Origin of the sequence: Anaerofustis butyriciformans, assembly GCF_036289385.1 — a bacterium.
Taxonomy (GTDB): domain Bacteria; phylum Bacillota; class Clostridia; order Eubacteriales; family Anaerofustaceae; genus Anaerofustis; species Anaerofustis butyriciformans.
Genome location: NZ_JAYFFH010000009.1, coordinates 34,891 through 53,601, shown reverse-complemented (window position 1 = coordinate 53,601; position 18,711 = coordinate 34,891). Strand labels below are relative to the sequence as shown.

The following is an 18,711-nucleotide window of genomic DNA, read 5'->3' as shown; positions in this document are numbered from 1 at the left end:
TAAAGAAAATGATTAATATAATAACCAGTTACATTGAAGAAAAAGCCTTTTTCAAAGCCAGCAGAGATATTAAGAGAACTTTAAAAGAGAATAATGAAATAAATAAAATTCTCTTTTTAGTTCCGGAACAATTTACAGTAGAAGCAGAACGAATGCTTACAGATAAATTAACAGCAAAAGGACTTATTGACATTGAGGTTTTAAGTATTAAAAGACTTTCAAACAGAATACTTACAAAGACAAAAAGCGAAGTGCCAAAAACCTTAGACGAAAGCGGGAAAAGCATGGTTCTTAGCTTTATTTTAAATGAATTAAAAGAAGAACTTATATGCTTTAACCGACTTACAAATAATGCATCTTTTAACGAAAATGTATGTGAACTTTTTTCTGAACTCAAGAAAAACAATGTAACCGGTGAAGATTTAAACCCGGATAAATTTTCAGATGAAGAAAATAAGAATAATTTCCTATATAAAAAGACTCATGATATTCATAAAATCTATGAAAGATATAATAACTTTTTAGGCACTGATTTTTGGGATGCTGACGATTTAACATTTCATGCAAGCCAAAATTTAGATAAAGCAAGATTTTTGGATAACAGCGAAATTTACTACTTTGGTTTTGAGTCTTTCGATAAAAACATTTATTCTCTTATAGAAGCTATAAGCAAAAGGGAAATTAATCAAACTTTTTTATTTACCGCAAAAGATGATATAAAAAGCTCCCCTGCTTATAAAATAGTAGAAAATACAATATATAAGTTACATAAACTTGCAGATAAATGCAATGAAGAATTTAATATTCAAACACAAAATGAAGAAGAAAAAGAAAAAGATTTAAAATTCCTTGCAGATAATATTTTTTCATATGACACAAAGGAATATAAAGACAAAGTAACAAATATTGAAATTTTTAAAGCCTCAAGTCTATACGAAGAAGTTGAAAATACAGCAATAAATATCTTAAAGCTTATAAAAGAGGAAAATGCTTTATATAGAGACATACAAGTTTTGCCTTCAGATTACGAAACATATAAAAATGTCATAAGTGAAGTTTTCAATAAATATAAAATAAATTACTTCTTAGACAATACATCAAATGTAATAGACACAAATATATTAAGAGGAATAATAAAAATATTAAATATAATAAGCAGTAACTTCCAAACGAACGATATAATTTCTTTTTTAAAAACAGGGCTTACAGATTTATCAAAAGACGACATCGAAACCTTTGAAAATTATACTTTGGAATTTGGCATAAAAGGAACAATGTGGCTTAAAGACTTTAAAAGAAACAATAAGTTTAATGACTATAATTTAGATTATTTGAATGAGAAAAAAGATGCATTTATTTTACCTCTTATAACTTTAAAAGAAAACTTTAAAAATACTAAAAATGTAAAAGAAACAACTACTGTATTTTATAAATTCTTAAAAGATTTTGGATTAGATGAAAAAATAAAAAGAATAGTAAAAGACTTTGAAGAAAAAGATGACTATACAAATGCAAATAAATACGCACAAATTTATAACAGCATAATAAATATATTTGAACAGCTTTATAACTTCCTTGGCGAAGAAAAACTAAGCTTAAAAGAATATGCAAAAATAATGGAAAGCGGATTTAAAGCATTAAAAATAGGTATAATCCCATCAACCATAGACAGCGTAAATATCGCTACTTTATCACGTTCCAGAAGCAGCGACATAAAATATCTTTTTATTCTAGGTGTAAATGACGGCATACTCCCAACAAACTTTGCCCAATCAGGAGGTATTTTTTCTAACAAGGAAAAACTTCAAATAATAGAAAGCGGAGTAGAAATAAGAAGTACAAATGAATATAAACAACAGGAAGAAAAATACTTTTTGACATCGTTGATTTTAAAAACACAAAAACACATTTATTTTTCTTATCCTATACTTTCTCCTTCCGGTGATGAATTGACCGAAAGTTCTATTATAATGCGAATAAAAAACATTATGCCAAACATTAGAACAAAAACTTTTAATAAAGATAATTTAGATGATAATTTAAGTTTAATATCAAATTTTGATGCTACATTTAAACATTTAATAAATAATAAAATTAATAAAAGTGAAAACAACGAAGTGAATAATCTTTGGGAAGAAGTTTATGATATTTATAAAAATGATAACTTGGGAAAAAATTATATTGACATAATGGAAAGCGCTATAAACTTTAGTAACAACTCAGAAATTTCTAATAAGAAACTTATTAATGAAATATATAACGGCAAAATGATAACCAGCATAAGCCAGCTTGAAACTTATGCAAAATGTCCTTTCAGTTATTTTCTTTCATATATAATCTCCCCAATTGAACGAAAAAAACTTGAATTAAACAGCCCGGATATAGGAAATATCTTACATGAGATTATATACGTTTTCTCAAATAAAATAATAAATAATGAAGTTGACGTAAACAAAATTACTTCAAAAGAACTTAATGATTTAACAAAAGAAATAACTAAAGAAGTAACAGAAAAATATTCAAAAGGGAAAGTAAAACAAATTGTAAACAGTGCTTATTTTAAGAAGAAACTTCTTAGAAATTCTTCCTTTGCCCTTTCAAATATAGTTACACAGTTAAGAAGAAGCAATTTTCACATTTCAAAATGCGAAAGTGAATTCGGTGAAGATAAAGAAAATGATTTAAGCTTCGTAACAAAAGAAAACAATATTGTAAGCATTAAAGGGAAAATAGACAGAATAGATACTTATAAGGCTGATGACGGAGAATATGTAAAGGTAATAGACTATAAAACAAAAGGAGAAACATTCGATTTCTCAAAGAGTTATTATGGAATAAATATGCAGCTTCCAATATACCTTGCAGCAACAACATTAAATAATAATAGCGAACCTGCCGGTGCATTATATTTTAGAATCTCACCTGAAATAACAAACGTAAAAAATTCAGAGGATTTAAAAACATTAATAGATAAAGCAGAAGAAAACCAAATTGACGGAGTTGTTATTGATAATACGGATATATTAAATAATATTGACGATGATGAAAACAACGGAATAGTAAAGAAACTTAAAAGCAAAAGAAATAAAGTTATTCCAAAAGAAGATTTATCAAACTTAATAAATCATGCTACGAATTTAGCAAAAGAAATTTCCGATAATATTATAAATGGTAAAATATCAATAACTCCATATAAAAAAGCAAATGAAACACCATGCGAGTATTGTAAATATGAAAACATATGTCATTTTGATACTTGCTTTAAAGATAATAAATTTAATGAACTACCAAAAGCAAAAGCAGAAGACATATTAAAACTTATAAAGGAGGAAAGTGAAAGTGAAATGGACTGAAAGTCAATATAAAGCAATAAATAACGACGGAAAAAACCTCCTTGTAAGCGCAGGGGCAGGCTGTGGTAAAACTGCAATTTTAACAAACAGAATAATAAGATTAATGCTTGAAAATAAAATCGACATTAATAAATTTCTTGTAGTAACTTTTACCAATGCTGCTGCAAACGGAATGAAAGAAAAAATAAGAAAACTTCTTTATGAAAAATTAAAAGAAGAAAAAAGCGACAAAAAGTTTTTATTTGAACAAATTTCAAATTTAGAAAGTGCAAATATCAGTACTCTTCATTCTCTATGTATAAATATTATAAGAGAATATTACCATATTGTAGAAATAGACCCATCTTTTCAAATAATAACGGATACAAATGTAGACATGCTTATGGATGAAGCTTTTGAAAAACTGTTTAATGATAGATATGAAAATAATGATGAACAGTTCATTCAAACCTCATTAAATTATTCTTTTTCACGTACAAATGAAGACTATTTTAAGGAACAATTAAAAAGCATATATACTTTTATATACAATAGACCATCTCCTTTTAAATGGCTTCATGAAAAAGTAGAATTTTTCAATCAAAACGAAGAAGAGCTTAAAGAAAGTCTTGCCTTTAAAATAATTAAAGAAGAAGCTTATGACGGAATTGAACTTTCTTTTAATCTACTAAATGAAGCTTTGGAAAAAGCAAAATTTTACAAAGCAAATGAAAAATTAATAGACTTATTAAATGAAGAAGTTAATAATATAAAACTTTTAAAAAGAGATTTTGACAATAATTCCAACAAAGTTTTCAGCTTAAAAATGGGTGATATATTTAGAGCAAGAATTGTAGGAACAAATAAACTCGATCCCCAAATAAAAAATGAAATAACACAAAAAAGGAATTTAGCAAAAGATACAATAAAAAATATCATAAATAATTTATATGCTTTTTCTATTGAAGATATGTTAAAAATCAACAATAATCTTTATCCTCAAATGCAGACAATCGAAAAAGCTTTGATTGATTTTGATTATTACTATAAAGAAATAAAAAAGGAAAAGGGTGTTTTGGAATTTAATGATATTGAACATCTCTGCCTTGAAATACTTAACAATGAAAATGCAAGAAAAGAAATTGTAAACAAGTTTGATTTCGTTTTTGTAGACGAATACCAGGATACTAACCTTGTACAAGAAGCAATCATAACAAAAATCATTAAAGAAAATAATCTTTTTACCGTAGGTGATGTAAAACAAAGTATATACCGTTTCAGACAAGCAGAACCTGAAGTATTCATAAATCGTTTAGAAAGATATGAAAAAGAAAATGATATAAACGAAATAATATATATGAATACAAATTTTAGAACAAATAAAAATATCATATCAGGAATCAACGAATTATTTTCAAAAATAATGTCAAAAGAGATAGGTAAAATAGACTATAACGAAAATGAAAAGCTTATCCCTGGAAGAGATGAAGAAATAGAAAGTAAAATAGAACTTCACTTTTTAAAAGAAAATGAAAATGATAAAGATTATTTTGACAAACCTTTAACAAATGACGAAAAAGAATACACATACCTGGCAATGTTAATAAACAATTTAATAAAGCAAGATATATATGATAGTGAACTTAAGAAATTCAGGAAAACAAAATTTTCTGATATTTGCATTCTAGCAAGAAGTGCCAATACAAAAATAAAACCTTTAAAAGAAATATTTAACAAATATTCAATTCCCGTAAACAGCGAAAAAGAAACGGAATATTTTAAAACACACGAAATATCAATAATTAAAGACTTCTTAAATATAATAAATAATTTCAAAGACGACTTGTCACTACTTGGAGTTATGAGAGGTCCTATTTTTAATTTTTCCACAGAGGAACTACTGGAAATAAAATTATACTCAAAAGAAAAATATTATTATAAATGCGTTGAAAATTTCACTAAAGAAGAAAATGACAATATAGAACTTAAAAATAAAGTAATAAATATGATAAATATAATAAACGAATATAGCTCTAAAAGTCTATATATGTCTGTCAGTGATTTAATCGAAGATATTTATGAAAAGACTTCTTTTACAGAATATGTAAAAGCTCTTCCTTTTGGTAATATCAGAGAAAACAACCTTAAAGCACTTATTACCAAAGCAAAAGAATACGAAAACTTTTCAAATGAAGGTTTATATGGATTTATTAAATTTATGGACTATGCAAAAGAAAGAAATGAATCAGGTATAGCCTTAAATGAAAACAGTGATAACAGTGTAAAATTCACTACAATCCATGCAAGCAAAGGACTTGAATTTCCAATAGTTATTTTAATGGATACAAGCAAGACTTTTAATGAAAGAGACCTAAAAGAAAATATCGTTCTAAATAAAGATTTGGGACTTTGCCCTAGCCTAATAGATTTAGACAATAAAATAAAAATAAACAGTATTTCAAAAATTGCCGCAAATGAACTTGAAAAACAAGAACTAAAAAGTGAAGAAATGCGTTTACTTTACGTTGCCCTTACAAGAGCAAAGGAAAAATTAATAATAACATCAAAGGCTAAAATTGAAGATATCTTAGAAAAAATACCTAAAGAAATAACAAGGGCAAATATAAAAAATTCTAAAACATATTTAGACTGGATAGTTAAAGCAATCCTTTATAATAAACATTTTAATACGAAAGAAAATATTGTTTTTGAAGATAAAAACTTTATAATATATAACAATGATATAAACAGTTTATTAACGGATACTAATAATAACGAAGATAAAACAACAAAAAACGAAAAATTTATTAATGAAGATTTTAGTAAGTTAATAATTCAAAATCTAAATTATAAGTATAAAAATATTATAGATACTAAAATCCCAAGAAAAGCAGGTGTAAGCAGTTTAAAAAACACAGAACTTTTGGAAGTTGGAAACAATGTCATTACAATAAAAGAAGAACCTGATTTCCTAAAAGAAGAAACGGAAATATCGGCAGCACAAAAAGGAACTATTATTCACTTTATTTTTGAGACAATTGATATAAATAAATTAAAAGAAGATAGCAATTTACGAGATAATATTGATAATCAAATTAATGAATTAATAGAAAAAGAAATACTTTCTAAAAAAGAATATGAAAGCATTGATATTGAATATGTATATAAGTTTTTTGAAAGTGAAATAGGCAAACAATTATTAAACTCAAAAAAAATATATAGGGAACTTCCTTTTAACCTTGCGATACCTGCAAAAGATATTTCTGACAAATGGACTGAGAGCGATGAAGATGTACTAGTTCAAGGAATTATTGACCTTACATTTGAAGATGAAAATGGAAATATGATTTTAGTTGATTATAAAACCAACTATTTTAAAACAGATAAAGAAAAAGAAACGCTTATTAAAGAATATAAACTTCAAATAAATTATTATAAAAAGGCAATAACTACATTAATGAATAAAAAAGTCTCTCATAGTTATCTATACTTTTTAAGTAAAAACATAATAACAGAGGTATAAAATGAAAACAGCCGGAATAATAGCTGAATACAACCCGTTTCATAACGGACATAAATATCAAATAGAAAAAATAAAAGAAAATCTTAATGCCGACAACGTAGTTTGTATAATGAGTGGAAACTTCACCCAAAGAGGGGAATTATCAATCATTGATAAATACAAAAAAGCTGAAATGGCAGTAAAAAACGGTGCTAATCTTGTTATAGAGCTGCCTTTTGTTTATGCTTGCACAACGGCAGAAATTTTTGCTTCCTCTTCTGTAAGAATATTAAACAGCCTCGGAATAATAAATTATCTTTGTTTTGGAATGGAAGACAACTCAAAACTTAGAGAAACAATTCAAATTGCAAAGATTTTACTCAAAGAAAGCGATGTATTTAAAGAAATATTAAAAGATAATTTATCAAAAGGAAAATCTTATATTGAATCAAAGCAAGAAGCATTAAATAAACTTTTAAATAAAGATATTTCTTTTATAAAACAGCCCAATAATATATTGGCATTAGAATATATTAAAGAACTTATAAGCCTTAATTCATTGATAATTCCTTATCCAATTAAAAGAACCTCTTCTTACAAAAGCACAGATAGTTTAGACAGTTTTTTAAGTGCTTACGGTATAAGGGAAAAAATTCTAAAAGGTGAAGACATCAGCGACTATGTTCCAATTAATGCAATAAAAACTTATAATAATATTCCTCATGTTAAGATATTGGAAGATTATTTCTTTACTTTAAAAAGCATAATTATGTCAATGAACAAAGATGACTTATATAATTATACTGATGTAGAAATAGGACTAAACAACAGAATATACAATAATATTTTTCATTCAAATGATGTTGAAAGTTTTATAAATTTAATATCTACCAAAAGATATACAAAAAACAGAATAAGAAGAATTTTAATTCATATTCTTACAAATTATCAAAAAAAAGAATTTGATAAATATAAACATCATACTCCCGGTTATATCAAAGTTCTTGCCTTTGATAACAAAGGAAGAACTCTTTTAAAAGAAATAAAACAAAACGGAATTCAGATATTTAATAATCTAAACAAAGATATATATAAACTAAATGAAACAGACAGAGAAATAATTGAAAAAAATATTAAGGCAGACAATATATATAATATTGATTTAGATAAATTCAATCTGGATTTTTACAAGCAGGCATTTTATCTTGATAGATAGCATATAAATAAAATATGAAAAAACAAAGAATTTTATATTTTATTATTTTAATTATTTTATTATTATATTTAATTTTAAATACAAAAAATGCAGTGAATGCAATAAAAGACGGGGCAATACTCTTTTTTAACGGAGTACTGCCCTCATTATTTCCTTTTTTAGTTATTTCAAATATGTTTTTCAAACTTGATTATGCAAAATATATGGCAAAAATATTTTCCCCTTTTATGACTAAATTTTTTAGAACAAGTGGAATAGGTGCTTATCCCTTAATTACAAGTATTATTTGCGGATATCCAATAGGAAGCAAATCTGTTTGTGATATGTATCTTAATAATAAACTTACAAAACCACAAGCCTCAAAACTAATATCAATATGCTCTACCCCAGGACCAATCTTTGTAATAGGCACGGTGTGTAGTATCTTTTTAAATTTACCAGTTAGTGCAGTTATAATGTTAATAAGCATATACTCGGCTTTATTTATATACGCTAAAATATTTTTTAAATATGATAAAGAAACAAAAATAAATATTTCACATTCAAATTATAAAAAACATTATAATATAGGGAAAATTTTTTCCGACAGTATTACTAATTCACTAAATACTCTTTTAAGCGTAATGGGATATATAATGTTTTTTTCTCTTGTAATAAATTTAATAGACAATACTATTTTTTTTAGTGAACATCTTCCATTTAAGTTACATATATTTTTATCCGCTTTTATAAAGGGTCTAATTGAAATGACAAACGGAATTAAAGCATTAAGTACCATTAATATAATTCCTCTACCCCTAATAATTTCATCAATTACATTCCTTCTATCATTTGGTGGCTTTTGTGCAAATATGCAATGTATATCTTTTATAGTAAATACCGACTTAAATATATTAAAATATATAATTTCAAAAATAATTCTTGGAAGTATATCGGCTATTATTTCTTATATATTAAGCTTTATATTTTTAAGAGGAGAAATAACTACATTTGCCGTAAGCAATTTTCTACCTTTTCCATATAGTATTACATCAGTCTTTTTCTTTTGTGTAATATATACTTTTATAATCACAGTTTCAGCGGTGATATTAAAAAAAGAGATATAAAAATATCTCTTTTTATTTTTCTTCGTTAACTTCCGGTGGTCTGCTGTTAATTGCAGATTTTCTAAGTTCTTTTAACTCTATTTTATTATCTTCAATTGTATTCATCATTTCTCTTAACTTATCTTGTAAGTCTTTAAGCATTGCAGCAGAGTATTCGATTGAACCTATTCTCATATTTAAAGATTCTGTATTTGCTTTTTTTAACATATCTTGAGCTTTATTATATGCACTTCTCGTAATTTCATCAGAATCAATAAGCTCTTTAACTTTTCTTTCAGCTGCATTCATAATCTTATTTGCTTCTCTTTGAGCCCCGTCAACAATCATTTTTTCTTGTTCAGTAATTCTGATTGCATCTTTTAAGTCTCCAGGCATTTCTGCTCTTATTTCATCCAACAAATCTAAAACTTCATCAGGGTCAACAATTATTTTTGTTGAAAAAGGAACTGTTGCCCCATTTTCCACTAAATCTTGCAATTTATCCAATAATTCTAAAACTTTCATTATTCCTCTCCCTTATATTTTTCTATAAGTGCATTGTTTACACATTCAGGTACTATAGAAGAAACATCCCCTCCGAATTCAGCAATTTGTTTTACATTGCTAGAAGAAACATAGGTATATTTATTACTTGCTACGAAAAAGACACTTTCAACTTCCTTATTAAGCTTTCTGTTTATAGTAGCCATTTGGAATTCATATTCAAAATCAGTTAAGGCTCTTAAACCTCTAATTAAAATATAAGTATCTTTTATATTGCAATAATCTGCTATAAGTCCCGTGTAAAAATCTACTTCAACTTTATCACCAAGTTCTTTTACGCTTTCTTTAAGCAACGATAATCTTTCTTCCAAAGAGAACAGATGGGTTTTTTTTGTGTTTTCCATAAGTACAACGTAAATCTTATCAAAAACTTTTGCCCCTCTTTTTATTATGTCCAAATGTCCGTTTGTTATTGGGTCAAAACTTCCTGCATATATTGCTTTTTTCATCTAATCCTCCCAAACAAAAAAATCGATACTTGTAAGTGAATAAGACTTTGATCTGATTTTTGTTAAATGTTCAAATTCTCCAATTGGTATATTTTTGTCATGCTCTACAACCAATATACCATTATTACATAGTATATCACATTTCACTATATTTTCTATCAAAATTTTTAGTTTTTCATATTTATATGGAGGATCTAGAAAAATAACGTCGAATTTTTCTTCTGTATTATTAACAAAACTTAATGCATCTTTTTTTATAACCTTACAAAACTCTTCGCATTTCGTTTTCTTTATATTTCTTCTTATAAGTCTTATACTGTCCATGTTATTATCTATAAAATAACTTTTATCCGCCCCACGGCTTATTGCTTCTATACCTATTGCACCACTACCGCCAAATAAATCCAAAAATTTACTTTCCGGAATATACGGCATAAGAATATTAAATAAATCTTCCTTTATTCTATCTGTTGTAGGACGAACTCTTCTGTCTTTTGGACTGTCAAGATTCGTTCCTCTCATTTTCCCACCGATAACTCTCATTTATTTTTCCTCTAATTCCATGTAATATTCTTTGAAATACTGCTGTATTTTTCTTTTATATATTTTAAGTAATCTCTGTTTTCATTTGTATTGTCGTTTAGAATATCTTCCATTGCATCTTTTGCCTTATTAAAAAGCTCGCTGTTTTCAATAAGTTTATATATATTATATCCGTCTTTCCCGCTTTGTCTTACACCAAGAATATCGCCGCTTCCCCTGGTTTTCAAATCATAAAGAGCTATTTTAAACCCATCGGTATTCTTTGATAAAAAACTTAGCCTTTCAATACTCTTTTTACTTTGATTATTACTTAAAAGTATACAATAACTTTCTTTGTCATTTCTTCCAACTCTTCCCCTTAATTGATGAAGAGAAGCAAGTCCAAACCTATCAGCATCTTCTATAATGATAAGTGTTGCATCTTTACTGTCTATACCTACTTCTATTACACTTGTAGAAACCAATGCTTTTATTTTCCCTCTGTAAAAATCATCCATTATTCTGTCTTTTTCATCTTCTGCCATTTTTCCGTGAATTAATGCTGTGTTAATATTCTTAAAATACGTTTTATTTAATTTTTCATAAATATTTTCTGCAGCTTTTAAATCTTCACTGTCAATTGATGGGCAAACAACATATACCTGATTTCCTTCACTAATCTGCTTTACAGCAAATCTATATACTCTGTCATAATATGAATAATCTTTAAAGTATGTTTTTATTTCTTTTCTGCCGGAAGGTTTTTTATCTATTATACTCACATCAAGGTCTTTGTAAATACTAAGAGCCAATGTTCTTGGAATAGGTGTTGCACTCATTACAAGAGTATGAACGCTATCCCCTTTTTTTGTTAAAAACCCTCTTTGCATAACCCCAAACCTATGCTGCTCGTCAATAACAGCAAGAGCCAAATTCTTGTATTTTACTTTCTTTGAAAAAACTGCATGAGTACCTACAATTACATTACTTATTCCACTTTCTATTCTCTCATAAGCCAAACGTTTTTCTTTAGCTGTCATACCGGAATAAAGAAATTCCATTCTTATATTAAAATTATCAAAGATTTCTTTCATTTTCTCAAAGTGCTGAGAAGCAAGTATCTTTGTAGGAGCACAAAAAACTGCTTGATATCCGCTCATAACAGCTAAAAATACCGCATACATGGCTATAACTGTTTTACCGCTTCCTACATCCCCTTGAACAAGTCTATTCATCTTTACTCCAGACATAAAATCATCTTCTATGTCTTTTATAACTTTATTTTGAGAATCAGTAAGTGTAAAGGGAAGTTTATCTAAGAAATCTTGTTTGTAATTTATTTCTATTATCTCTCCCTTAACACCCATATTAAGATTCTTATTTAGTATCATAGATAAATTAAATCCACAAAACTCATCAAAAGTCAAACGTTCATTGGCTTTAAGAGTATCACCTAATCTCTTTGGATTATGAATTCCTTTATATGCATCATATAATGAACATAAATTATACTCATCTTTTATATATTCCGGAATAAAATCCTTTATTGTCATAATATCTAATGCATTTAAAACAAATTTCTTAAGTTCTTTATTTGTTATTTTGCTTTTATTACTTAACGGATAAACAGGATTAAGTCCGCTTTTTATAGATGTTTCATCATTTAACTTTGCATACTTTGGAGAAACCATTTCATAATAATTCCCCTTTTTCTCAACTTTACCATAAAGTTTATATTCTTCATCTCTTTTAAAGAACGAAGAAATATAGGGATTATTAAAGAAGGTAGCATAAAATATACTACCTTCACTTTCAAATTTTATTTTTGTTATTTTTAAATTTCTTCTTACTATCCTCGTCTTTTGAACTTCTACAAAAGTACATTTAATAAGTTCTTTCTCATTTTGTTTTGCATCTTTTATATATTTTGCATCACCAATCACTTCATAGGTTCTTGGATAGTAATCAATAAGTTCTTTTAGGGAAAAAATGCCCAAATTATTAAGCTCTAAGGCTTTCTTTTCTCCTACACCCTTAAGGTTTGTTAATTCATAACTCATATTATTCAACACTTACAATATAGTAATATAATGGCTGTCCGCCGTATGTTATTTCAACATCTAAATCTTCATATTTTTCTTCAACTATTTCAGCAACTTTGTTTGCATCTTCTTCTTTTATATCTTCACCATAGTAAATACTAATAAGTTCGCTGTCTTCATCAACCATTTTATCAATCAACTCAACTGTTGCAGTTGAAACATCTTTTGTATCGCAAACAATATCAGAACCTAATATACCAAGAATGTCACCTTCTGAAATTACAGTATCACCAATTTGTGTATCTCTTACGGCAAATGTTACTTGACCTGTTTTAACTTCGCTTATTGCATCTGTCATATTTTCAGCATTATCAGCTAAAGAAGATGTTGCATCAAATACCATTAAAGCAGAAATAGCTTCCGGAATTGTTCTTGTTTTTACAACTTCAATATTCTTTTCGCTTATTTCTTTAGCTTGACTTGCAGCCATTATGATATTTTTATTATTTGGCATTAAAATATAATTTTTACCATTTGTATTTTCAATTATATCTAAGAAGTCTTGAGTTGAAGGATTCATTGTTTGTCCTCCTTCAATAACATAGTCCATACCTAGATCTTTAAGGATTTTGCTCATACCGCTTCCGGCAGCAACACCAATAAAGATGAAGTCTTTTTCTTCTTTAGAATATTTTTCTTCTTCTTTTGCTTCTTCAGCTTCTTTCAAAATAAGCTCACTGTGTTGTTCTCTCATATTTTCAATTTTAATTTTTGAAAGTTCACCACAAGTAGCCGCCATCTTCATTGCATTCCAAGGCACATTTGTATGAACATGAATTTTAATAATTCCATTATCATGAACAGCAACCAAAGAATCTCCGATTGGAGTAAGTTTATCTTTTAATGCTGCAGTAATAGCGCTTTCATATTTTAAATTTTCTTCATGAACCTTAATTAAAAATTCAGTACAGTATCCAAATTTAATATCAGAAGAATCTATTTCAAAGCCTTGTACTCCGCTTTCTTCTTTTTCTACATCTTCAACATCAATAAATACAACTTCTTCACCTTTTAAAACTTTTAAAGCACCTTCAAATAAGCAAAGTAAACCTCTACCTCCGGCATCAACAACGCCTGCTTCTTTTAATACAGGTAAAAGATTTGGTGTATTTTGAAGAGATTTTTCACCTGCTTCAAGAACATGAGAAATAAAATCCTCTACTGAAGAATAGCTATTACCGTGTTCTTTAGCAAATTCATACATTTCTCTTGCAACTGTAAGGATTGTTCCTTCAGTTGGTTTCATAACGGCTCTGTAAGCCATTTTTGTAGAAAGCTCAAATGCTCCTATTAAAGAGTCAATATCAATTTCCTTTACGTCTTTTAAACCTTTTGCAAAGCCTCTGAAAAGTTGTGATAAAATAACACCTGAGTTTCCTCTTGCTCCCATTAAAGCTCCGCTTGACATGCTTGCAGCAATATCGCCGATTTTATCAGATGTAACCTTACTCATTTCTTCAACGGCAGTTTTAACCGTTAAAGACATATTTGTTCCTGTATCACCGTCAGGAACAGGGAAAACATTTAGATTGTTAACCATTTGTTTATTATTTTCTAGGTTAGCATATGCCCCTTTTAATACTTTTTTAAACATTTTTGAATCTATCATTTTTTACCTCGCCGTTATTTTATTGATTAGCTCTAACGCTTTGAACGTGAACATTGATTTTTTTGATTTTTAGTCCCGTTTGTTTTTCAACATTATATTTTACGGTGTCAATAAGATTTTCTGCAACCGTAACAATTTTCACGCCAAATTCAACAATAACGTAAATATCTATTATAAGTCTGCCATCTTCTTCAACAACTTTTACACCTTTTCTAAGGTTTTCTTTCTTTAAAAGTTCTATAATACCATTGGTTACGCTTCTGCTTGCCATTCCTACAATACCAAAACATTCCATTGCACAAAGCCCTACCATTTGTTCAATAATTTCAGTAGAGATATTTACATCTCCTATATTATCTGTCTTTTTAGCGTACATTAATCTTCTCCTTATAACCTTATATTTGCCTTTATTATACCATAATAAAAACTTAATAAAATATATTTTGTTAAAATTTATGATTTAGTTAATAAACAAAAAAATACAATTTTTTACAATAGACTTCTCATTCCAACAAAGAACACAACAACAACTATTAAGTTTATTAAAGCAGGTATATGAGGAATAAAAATACTAAAGAAATCATTCATATCAACTTTAACTTTTTGTTTTGATCTTCTACGTCTTGGAAGTTCATTTTCAAGAGACTTTGTAAAAAACATTACATAAAGCACTATAACAGCACTAACAAACATACCCCATATAGAATATGAAAATGTAGATTTACCTAAAAGAATTCCAACAAAACCAACATCAACTAGTCCTGATAGTTTTGGAAATTCATAACAAAATGTTCCTAAAAATGCTATTACGGCTATTGCCATGAAAAAGAACATGATTCTTCTTGGTTTTATGTATCTAATATCGTCAACACTTTTAATTACTCCATACTTTACCTTTGTATAAATATAATTCATAAATACCAAAGAAATCAAAGCTGCAAGCAATCCTATGGCATAGTATATTTCAATGTTTAAATACACCTTTAACTGTTCTGGATTTATTTGTCCAATTAAACTTGGACGTAAAAATAAAATTGAAATCAGAAGTATTACTACTCCGTAAAATAAGTTAACTTGTTTTAAAAAATTTTTCATATTATAATTCTCTCCGATTAGTAAAAATAAATTATCTTTATTATATATCAAAACATTCTCATGTCAAAATATTTTGTATTAATTTAACACATTATAAAACAAAAATTTCATACATATTTTTTAATCAAAATATCTTTCATATTTTAATTAAATTCTATGAAAAAACCCCATTTTATGCTATAATTACAGTATAAATCCTAAAGGGGTTTTTTTATGTATATAGAAAATATTGATATAACAAATTTTAGGAATATTGAAAAAATTAATACGTCCTTTAATAAAAAATATAATATTTTTTATGGGGAAAACGCACAGGGCAAAACTAATTTTTTAGAGGCCCTTTCTTTGACTTTAAACGGAATTTCTCACAGAGAAAAAAGTACTCTTAATTTCATAAAACAAGATAGCGATTTTTGCATAGTTTCGGCAAATGTAAAAAAGGAAGATGACATAGATACAAACGTAAAACTCACTATTAAAGATACAAGAAAATATGAAATTAATTCTACCCCCGTAAAAACAAGAACAGAACTTTTAAAAGAATACAATATAGTTTTGTTTACTCCTGAAGATTTAAAAATTATAAAAGGATATCCAAAGGATAGACGAAAATTCCTAGATGAAAGTATAAGCCTTATTTTTCCTGCCTATCATAGTGCTTTAAGAAAATACAATAAAGCTTTAAAACAAAGAAATACTATTTTAAAAGATTACACAAAAAGAAACATCGCTTCAAGTTTACTGGATGTATATGATGAAACATTATACACAATAGGAAGTGACATCATAAAAACAAGAATAAATGTTTTAAAGAAAATAGAAAAAATTACAGATAATCTAAATAAAGAAGTATGCAAAAATGAAAATATTAAATTTTTCTATTCTTCAAATGTACTAAAAAACAGTGACTTAACTGATATAAAGCTAATGTATAAAAATACTCTAAAAAAAGCAAGAAAAGAGGATCTATCAAGAGGAACAACAACTGTCGGAATACATCATGACGACATAAACATTTTTATAAATGACTTGGATACAAAAAAATTTGCATCTCAAGGACAACAAAGAAGCATTGCCCTTTGCATGAAATTATCCCTAATAAAATTACTTTATGACAAATTTGAAGACTATCCGATAGTACTTCTTGACGATGTAATGAGTGATTTAGATAAATTCAGACAAAAACAAATATTAAACTTAATAAAGGACACACAATCATTTATAACTTGTGTCAATCATTCTTTTTTAGAAGATATAAATGATTATAAAATATATAAAATAGAAAATGGAAATTTAAAGGAGGTAACCAGTGGCCAAACAAGATAATAATAATTATGATGCCAGTAAAATAAAAGTACTGGAAGGTCTGGAAGCTGTTAGAAAAAGACCGGGTATGTACATTGGTAGTACAGGAGAAAAAGGTCTTCATCACCTTGTATATGAAATCATAGACAACAGTGTGGACGAAGCATTAGCCGGTTTTTGTAAAAATATAGTTGTAACAATAGGTGAAGGAGATACAATCACCGTAAAAGACGACGGTAGAGGTATTCCTACTGGAATTAACCCTAAATACAAAAAAAGTGCCGTTGAAATTGCCCTTACAATACTTCATGCCGGTGGTAAATTTGATTCTGGTACATATAAAGTATCAGGTGGTTTACACGGTGTTGGTGTATCGGTTGTTAACGCATTGTCAGAACATTTAACCGTTACAGTATGCCAAAACGGTCAAATACATCAGCAAAAATATGAAAGAGGTAAACCTATAACAAAACTTGAAGTTATAGGAAAAACTAAAGAAACAGGTACAACTGTGTTCTTTAAACCAGACTATGAAATTTTCTCTGAACTTGTATATAACTATGATACTTTAAAACACAGAATAAGAGAACTTGCTTTCTTAAATAAAGGATTAAAAATCACTTTAAAAGATGAAAGAGAAGGCAAAGAACAAGAAGAAACTTTCCATTATGAAGGTGGTATCATAGAGTTTGTAGAATACGCAAACAGAGGCAAAGAAAAACTTACAAATGAAATAATATATTTTGAAAAAGAAAGCGATGTTTGCCTTTTAGATGTTGCTATGCAGTATACAACAAGTTTCAGCGAAAGTATTTATTCTTTTGCAAACAACATCAATACCGTTGAAGGCGGTATGCATGTAAACGGCTTTAAAACAGCCTTAACAAGAAGTATCAATGCATACGCAAGAAAATATTCTATCTTAAAAGAAAACGAAGAAAATCTTTCCGGAGATGACATAAGAGAAGGTCTTACTGTTGTAATCAGCGTAAAAATTTCTGATCCTGAATTTGAAGGACAAACCAAAACAAAACTTGGTAACCCTGAAGTAAGAGGATATGTTGATACTACGGTTGGAGACAACATCACAGCTTACCTTGAAGAACATCCTCAAGAAGCTAAAATAATTGTTGAAAAAGCTCTAACTGCTCAAAGAGCAAGAAAAGCAGCAAGAAAGGCAAAAGACCTTGTAAGAAGAAAGAGCGTACTTGAAAGTACAGCATTACCTGGAAAACTTGCCGACTGCAGAGAAAAAGACCCTGCAAAATGTGAAATATACCTTGTGGAAGGGGATAGTGCGGGTGGTAGTGCAAAACTGGGAAGAAACCCAAAAACTCAAGCTATATTACCACTTAGAGGTAAAATTTTAAATGTAGAAAAAGCAAGACTTGACAGAATGCTAAATGCAGATACTATCCGTTCTATGATTACTGCTTTTGGTACAGGTATTTCAGACGAATTCGACATTGAAAAAGCAAGATATCATAAAATTGTAATCATGACCGATGCCGACGTCGATGGTGCTCATATCAGAACATTACTTCTTACATTCTTCTATCGTTATATGAGAGGTCTTATCGACGCAGGGTATGTTTATATAGCGCAGCCCCCTTTATATAAACTTGAAAAACAAAAGAAAGTATGGTACCTATACTCAGATGAAGAACTTGAAGAAAAATTAAGCGAAATCGGAAGAGATAAAATAGGTCTTCAACGATATAAAGGTCTTGGGGAAATGAACGGTGAACAACTTTGGGATACAACAATGAACCCTGAAAACAGAACTTTATTACAAGTTACAATAGATGATGCAGCTTATGCTGATGAAATTTTCTCTATCCTTATGGGAGACCAAGTTCAACCAAGAAAAGACTTCATCACAGAAAACGCAAGAAAGGTTAAAAATCTAGATATATAGGAGGTATAAAAT

The 18,711-nt window shown here is 28.0% G+C and carries 13 protein-coding genes; 6 read left to right on the top strand and 7 right to left on the bottom strand.

Features of this window, described 5'->3' with window-relative positions; translation table 11 throughout:
* Positions 1 to 8 precede the first annotated feature (8 nt).
* The 4 genes from V2W16_RS10335 to V2W16_RS10320 are packed head-to-tail and all read left to right on the top strand — an operon-like array spanning position 9 to position 9,156.
* Positions 9 to 3,353 (top strand): PD-(D/E)XK nuclease family protein, encoded by a 3,345-nt coding sequence (locus tag V2W16_RS10335; protein WP_329385486.1) that lies wholly within the window; start codon positions 9 to 11, stop codon positions 3,351 to 3,353.
* Complete coding sequence (gene addA, locus V2W16_RS10330; protein WP_329385483.1) at positions 3,340 to 6,855, top strand: helicase-exonuclease AddAB subunit AddA; 3,516 nt, start codon at positions 3,340 to 3,342, stop codon at positions 6,853 to 6,855. Before V2W16_RS10335 ends, addA begins: the two co-directional genes overlap by 14 nt.
* A 1-nt stretch (position 6,856) precedes the next feature.
* On the top strand, positions 6,857 to 8,050 hold the full coding sequence (locus V2W16_RS10325) for a nucleotidyltransferase (RefSeq protein ID WP_329385480.1): 1,194 nt from the start codon (positions 6,857 to 6,859) through the stop codon (positions 8,048 to 8,050).
* Positions 8,051 to 8,064: 14 nt separating this feature from the next.
* Positions 8,065 to 9,156, top strand: a complete 1,092-nt coding sequence (locus V2W16_RS10320; RefSeq protein ID WP_329385477.1) for a hypothetical protein — start codon at positions 8,065 to 8,067, stop codon at positions 9,154 to 9,156.
* 12 nt (positions 9,157 to 9,168) lie between these two features.
* Here V2W16_RS10320 and V2W16_RS10315 read toward each other — a convergent pair whose 3' ends face one another.
* From V2W16_RS10315 to V2W16_RS10285, 7 genes are all read right to left on the bottom strand, one after another.
* Complete coding sequence (locus tag V2W16_RS10315; protein WP_138268021.1) at positions 9,169 to 9,660, bottom strand: BAR domain-containing protein; 492 nt, start codon at positions 9,658 to 9,660, stop codon at positions 9,169 to 9,171.
* Entirely contained in the window at positions 9,660 to 10,148 is a 489-nt protein-coding gene (gene coaD, locus V2W16_RS10310; RefSeq protein ID WP_329385474.1) for a pantetheine-phosphate adenylyltransferase, read from the bottom strand. The genes V2W16_RS10315 and coaD overlap by 1 nt, the downstream gene beginning before the upstream one ends.
* Positions 10,149 to 10,691 (bottom strand): 16S rRNA (guanine(966)-N(2))-methyltransferase RsmD, encoded by a 543-nt coding sequence (gene rsmD, locus V2W16_RS10305; RefSeq protein ID WP_329385470.1) that lies wholly within the window; start codon positions 10,689 to 10,691, stop codon positions 10,149 to 10,151.
* An 11-nt stretch (positions 10,692 to 10,702) separates the two neighbouring features.
* Complete coding sequence (gene recG, locus V2W16_RS10300; RefSeq protein WP_329385468.1) at positions 10,703 to 12,730, bottom strand: ATP-dependent DNA helicase RecG; 2,028 nt, start codon at positions 12,728 to 12,730, stop codon at positions 10,703 to 10,705.
* Position 12,731: 1 nt separating this feature from the next.
* The gene (locus V2W16_RS10295) at positions 12,732 to 14,381 is read right to left on the bottom strand and encodes a DAK2 domain-containing protein (RefSeq protein WP_329385465.1); all 1,650 of its coding nucleotides are present in this window, start codon (positions 14,379 to 14,381) and stop codon (positions 12,732 to 12,734) included.
* A gap of 19 nt (positions 14,382 to 14,400) precedes the next feature.
* On the bottom strand, positions 14,401 to 14,757 hold the full coding sequence (locus V2W16_RS10290) for an Asp23/Gls24 family envelope stress response protein (RefSeq protein WP_138268016.1): 357 nt from the start codon (positions 14,755 to 14,757) through the stop codon (positions 14,401 to 14,403).
* 113 nt (positions 14,758 to 14,870) lie between these two features.
* Positions 14,871 to 15,476 carry a hypothetical protein gene (locus tag V2W16_RS10285; protein WP_329385462.1) on the bottom strand — a complete coding sequence of 202 codons (606 nt, stop codon included), beginning with the start codon at positions 15,474 to 15,476 and terminating at the stop codon, positions 14,871 to 14,873.
* 213 nt (positions 15,477 to 15,689) lie between these two features.
* Between V2W16_RS10285 and recF the strand changes: the two genes are divergently transcribed.
* Complete coding sequence (recF, locus tag V2W16_RS10280) at positions 15,690 to 16,802, top strand: DNA replication/repair protein RecF (protein ID WP_329385459.1); 1,113 nt, start codon at positions 15,690 to 15,692, stop codon at positions 16,800 to 16,802.
* A complete protein-coding gene (gene gyrB / locus V2W16_RS10275) occupies positions 16,786 to 18,699 on the top strand; it encodes a DNA topoisomerase (ATP-hydrolyzing) subunit B (RefSeq protein ID WP_253230279.1) in 1,914 nt (637 codons plus the stop codon). The genes recF and gyrB overlap by 17 nt, the downstream gene beginning before the upstream one ends.
* Positions 18,700 to 18,711: the final 12 nt, after the last annotated feature.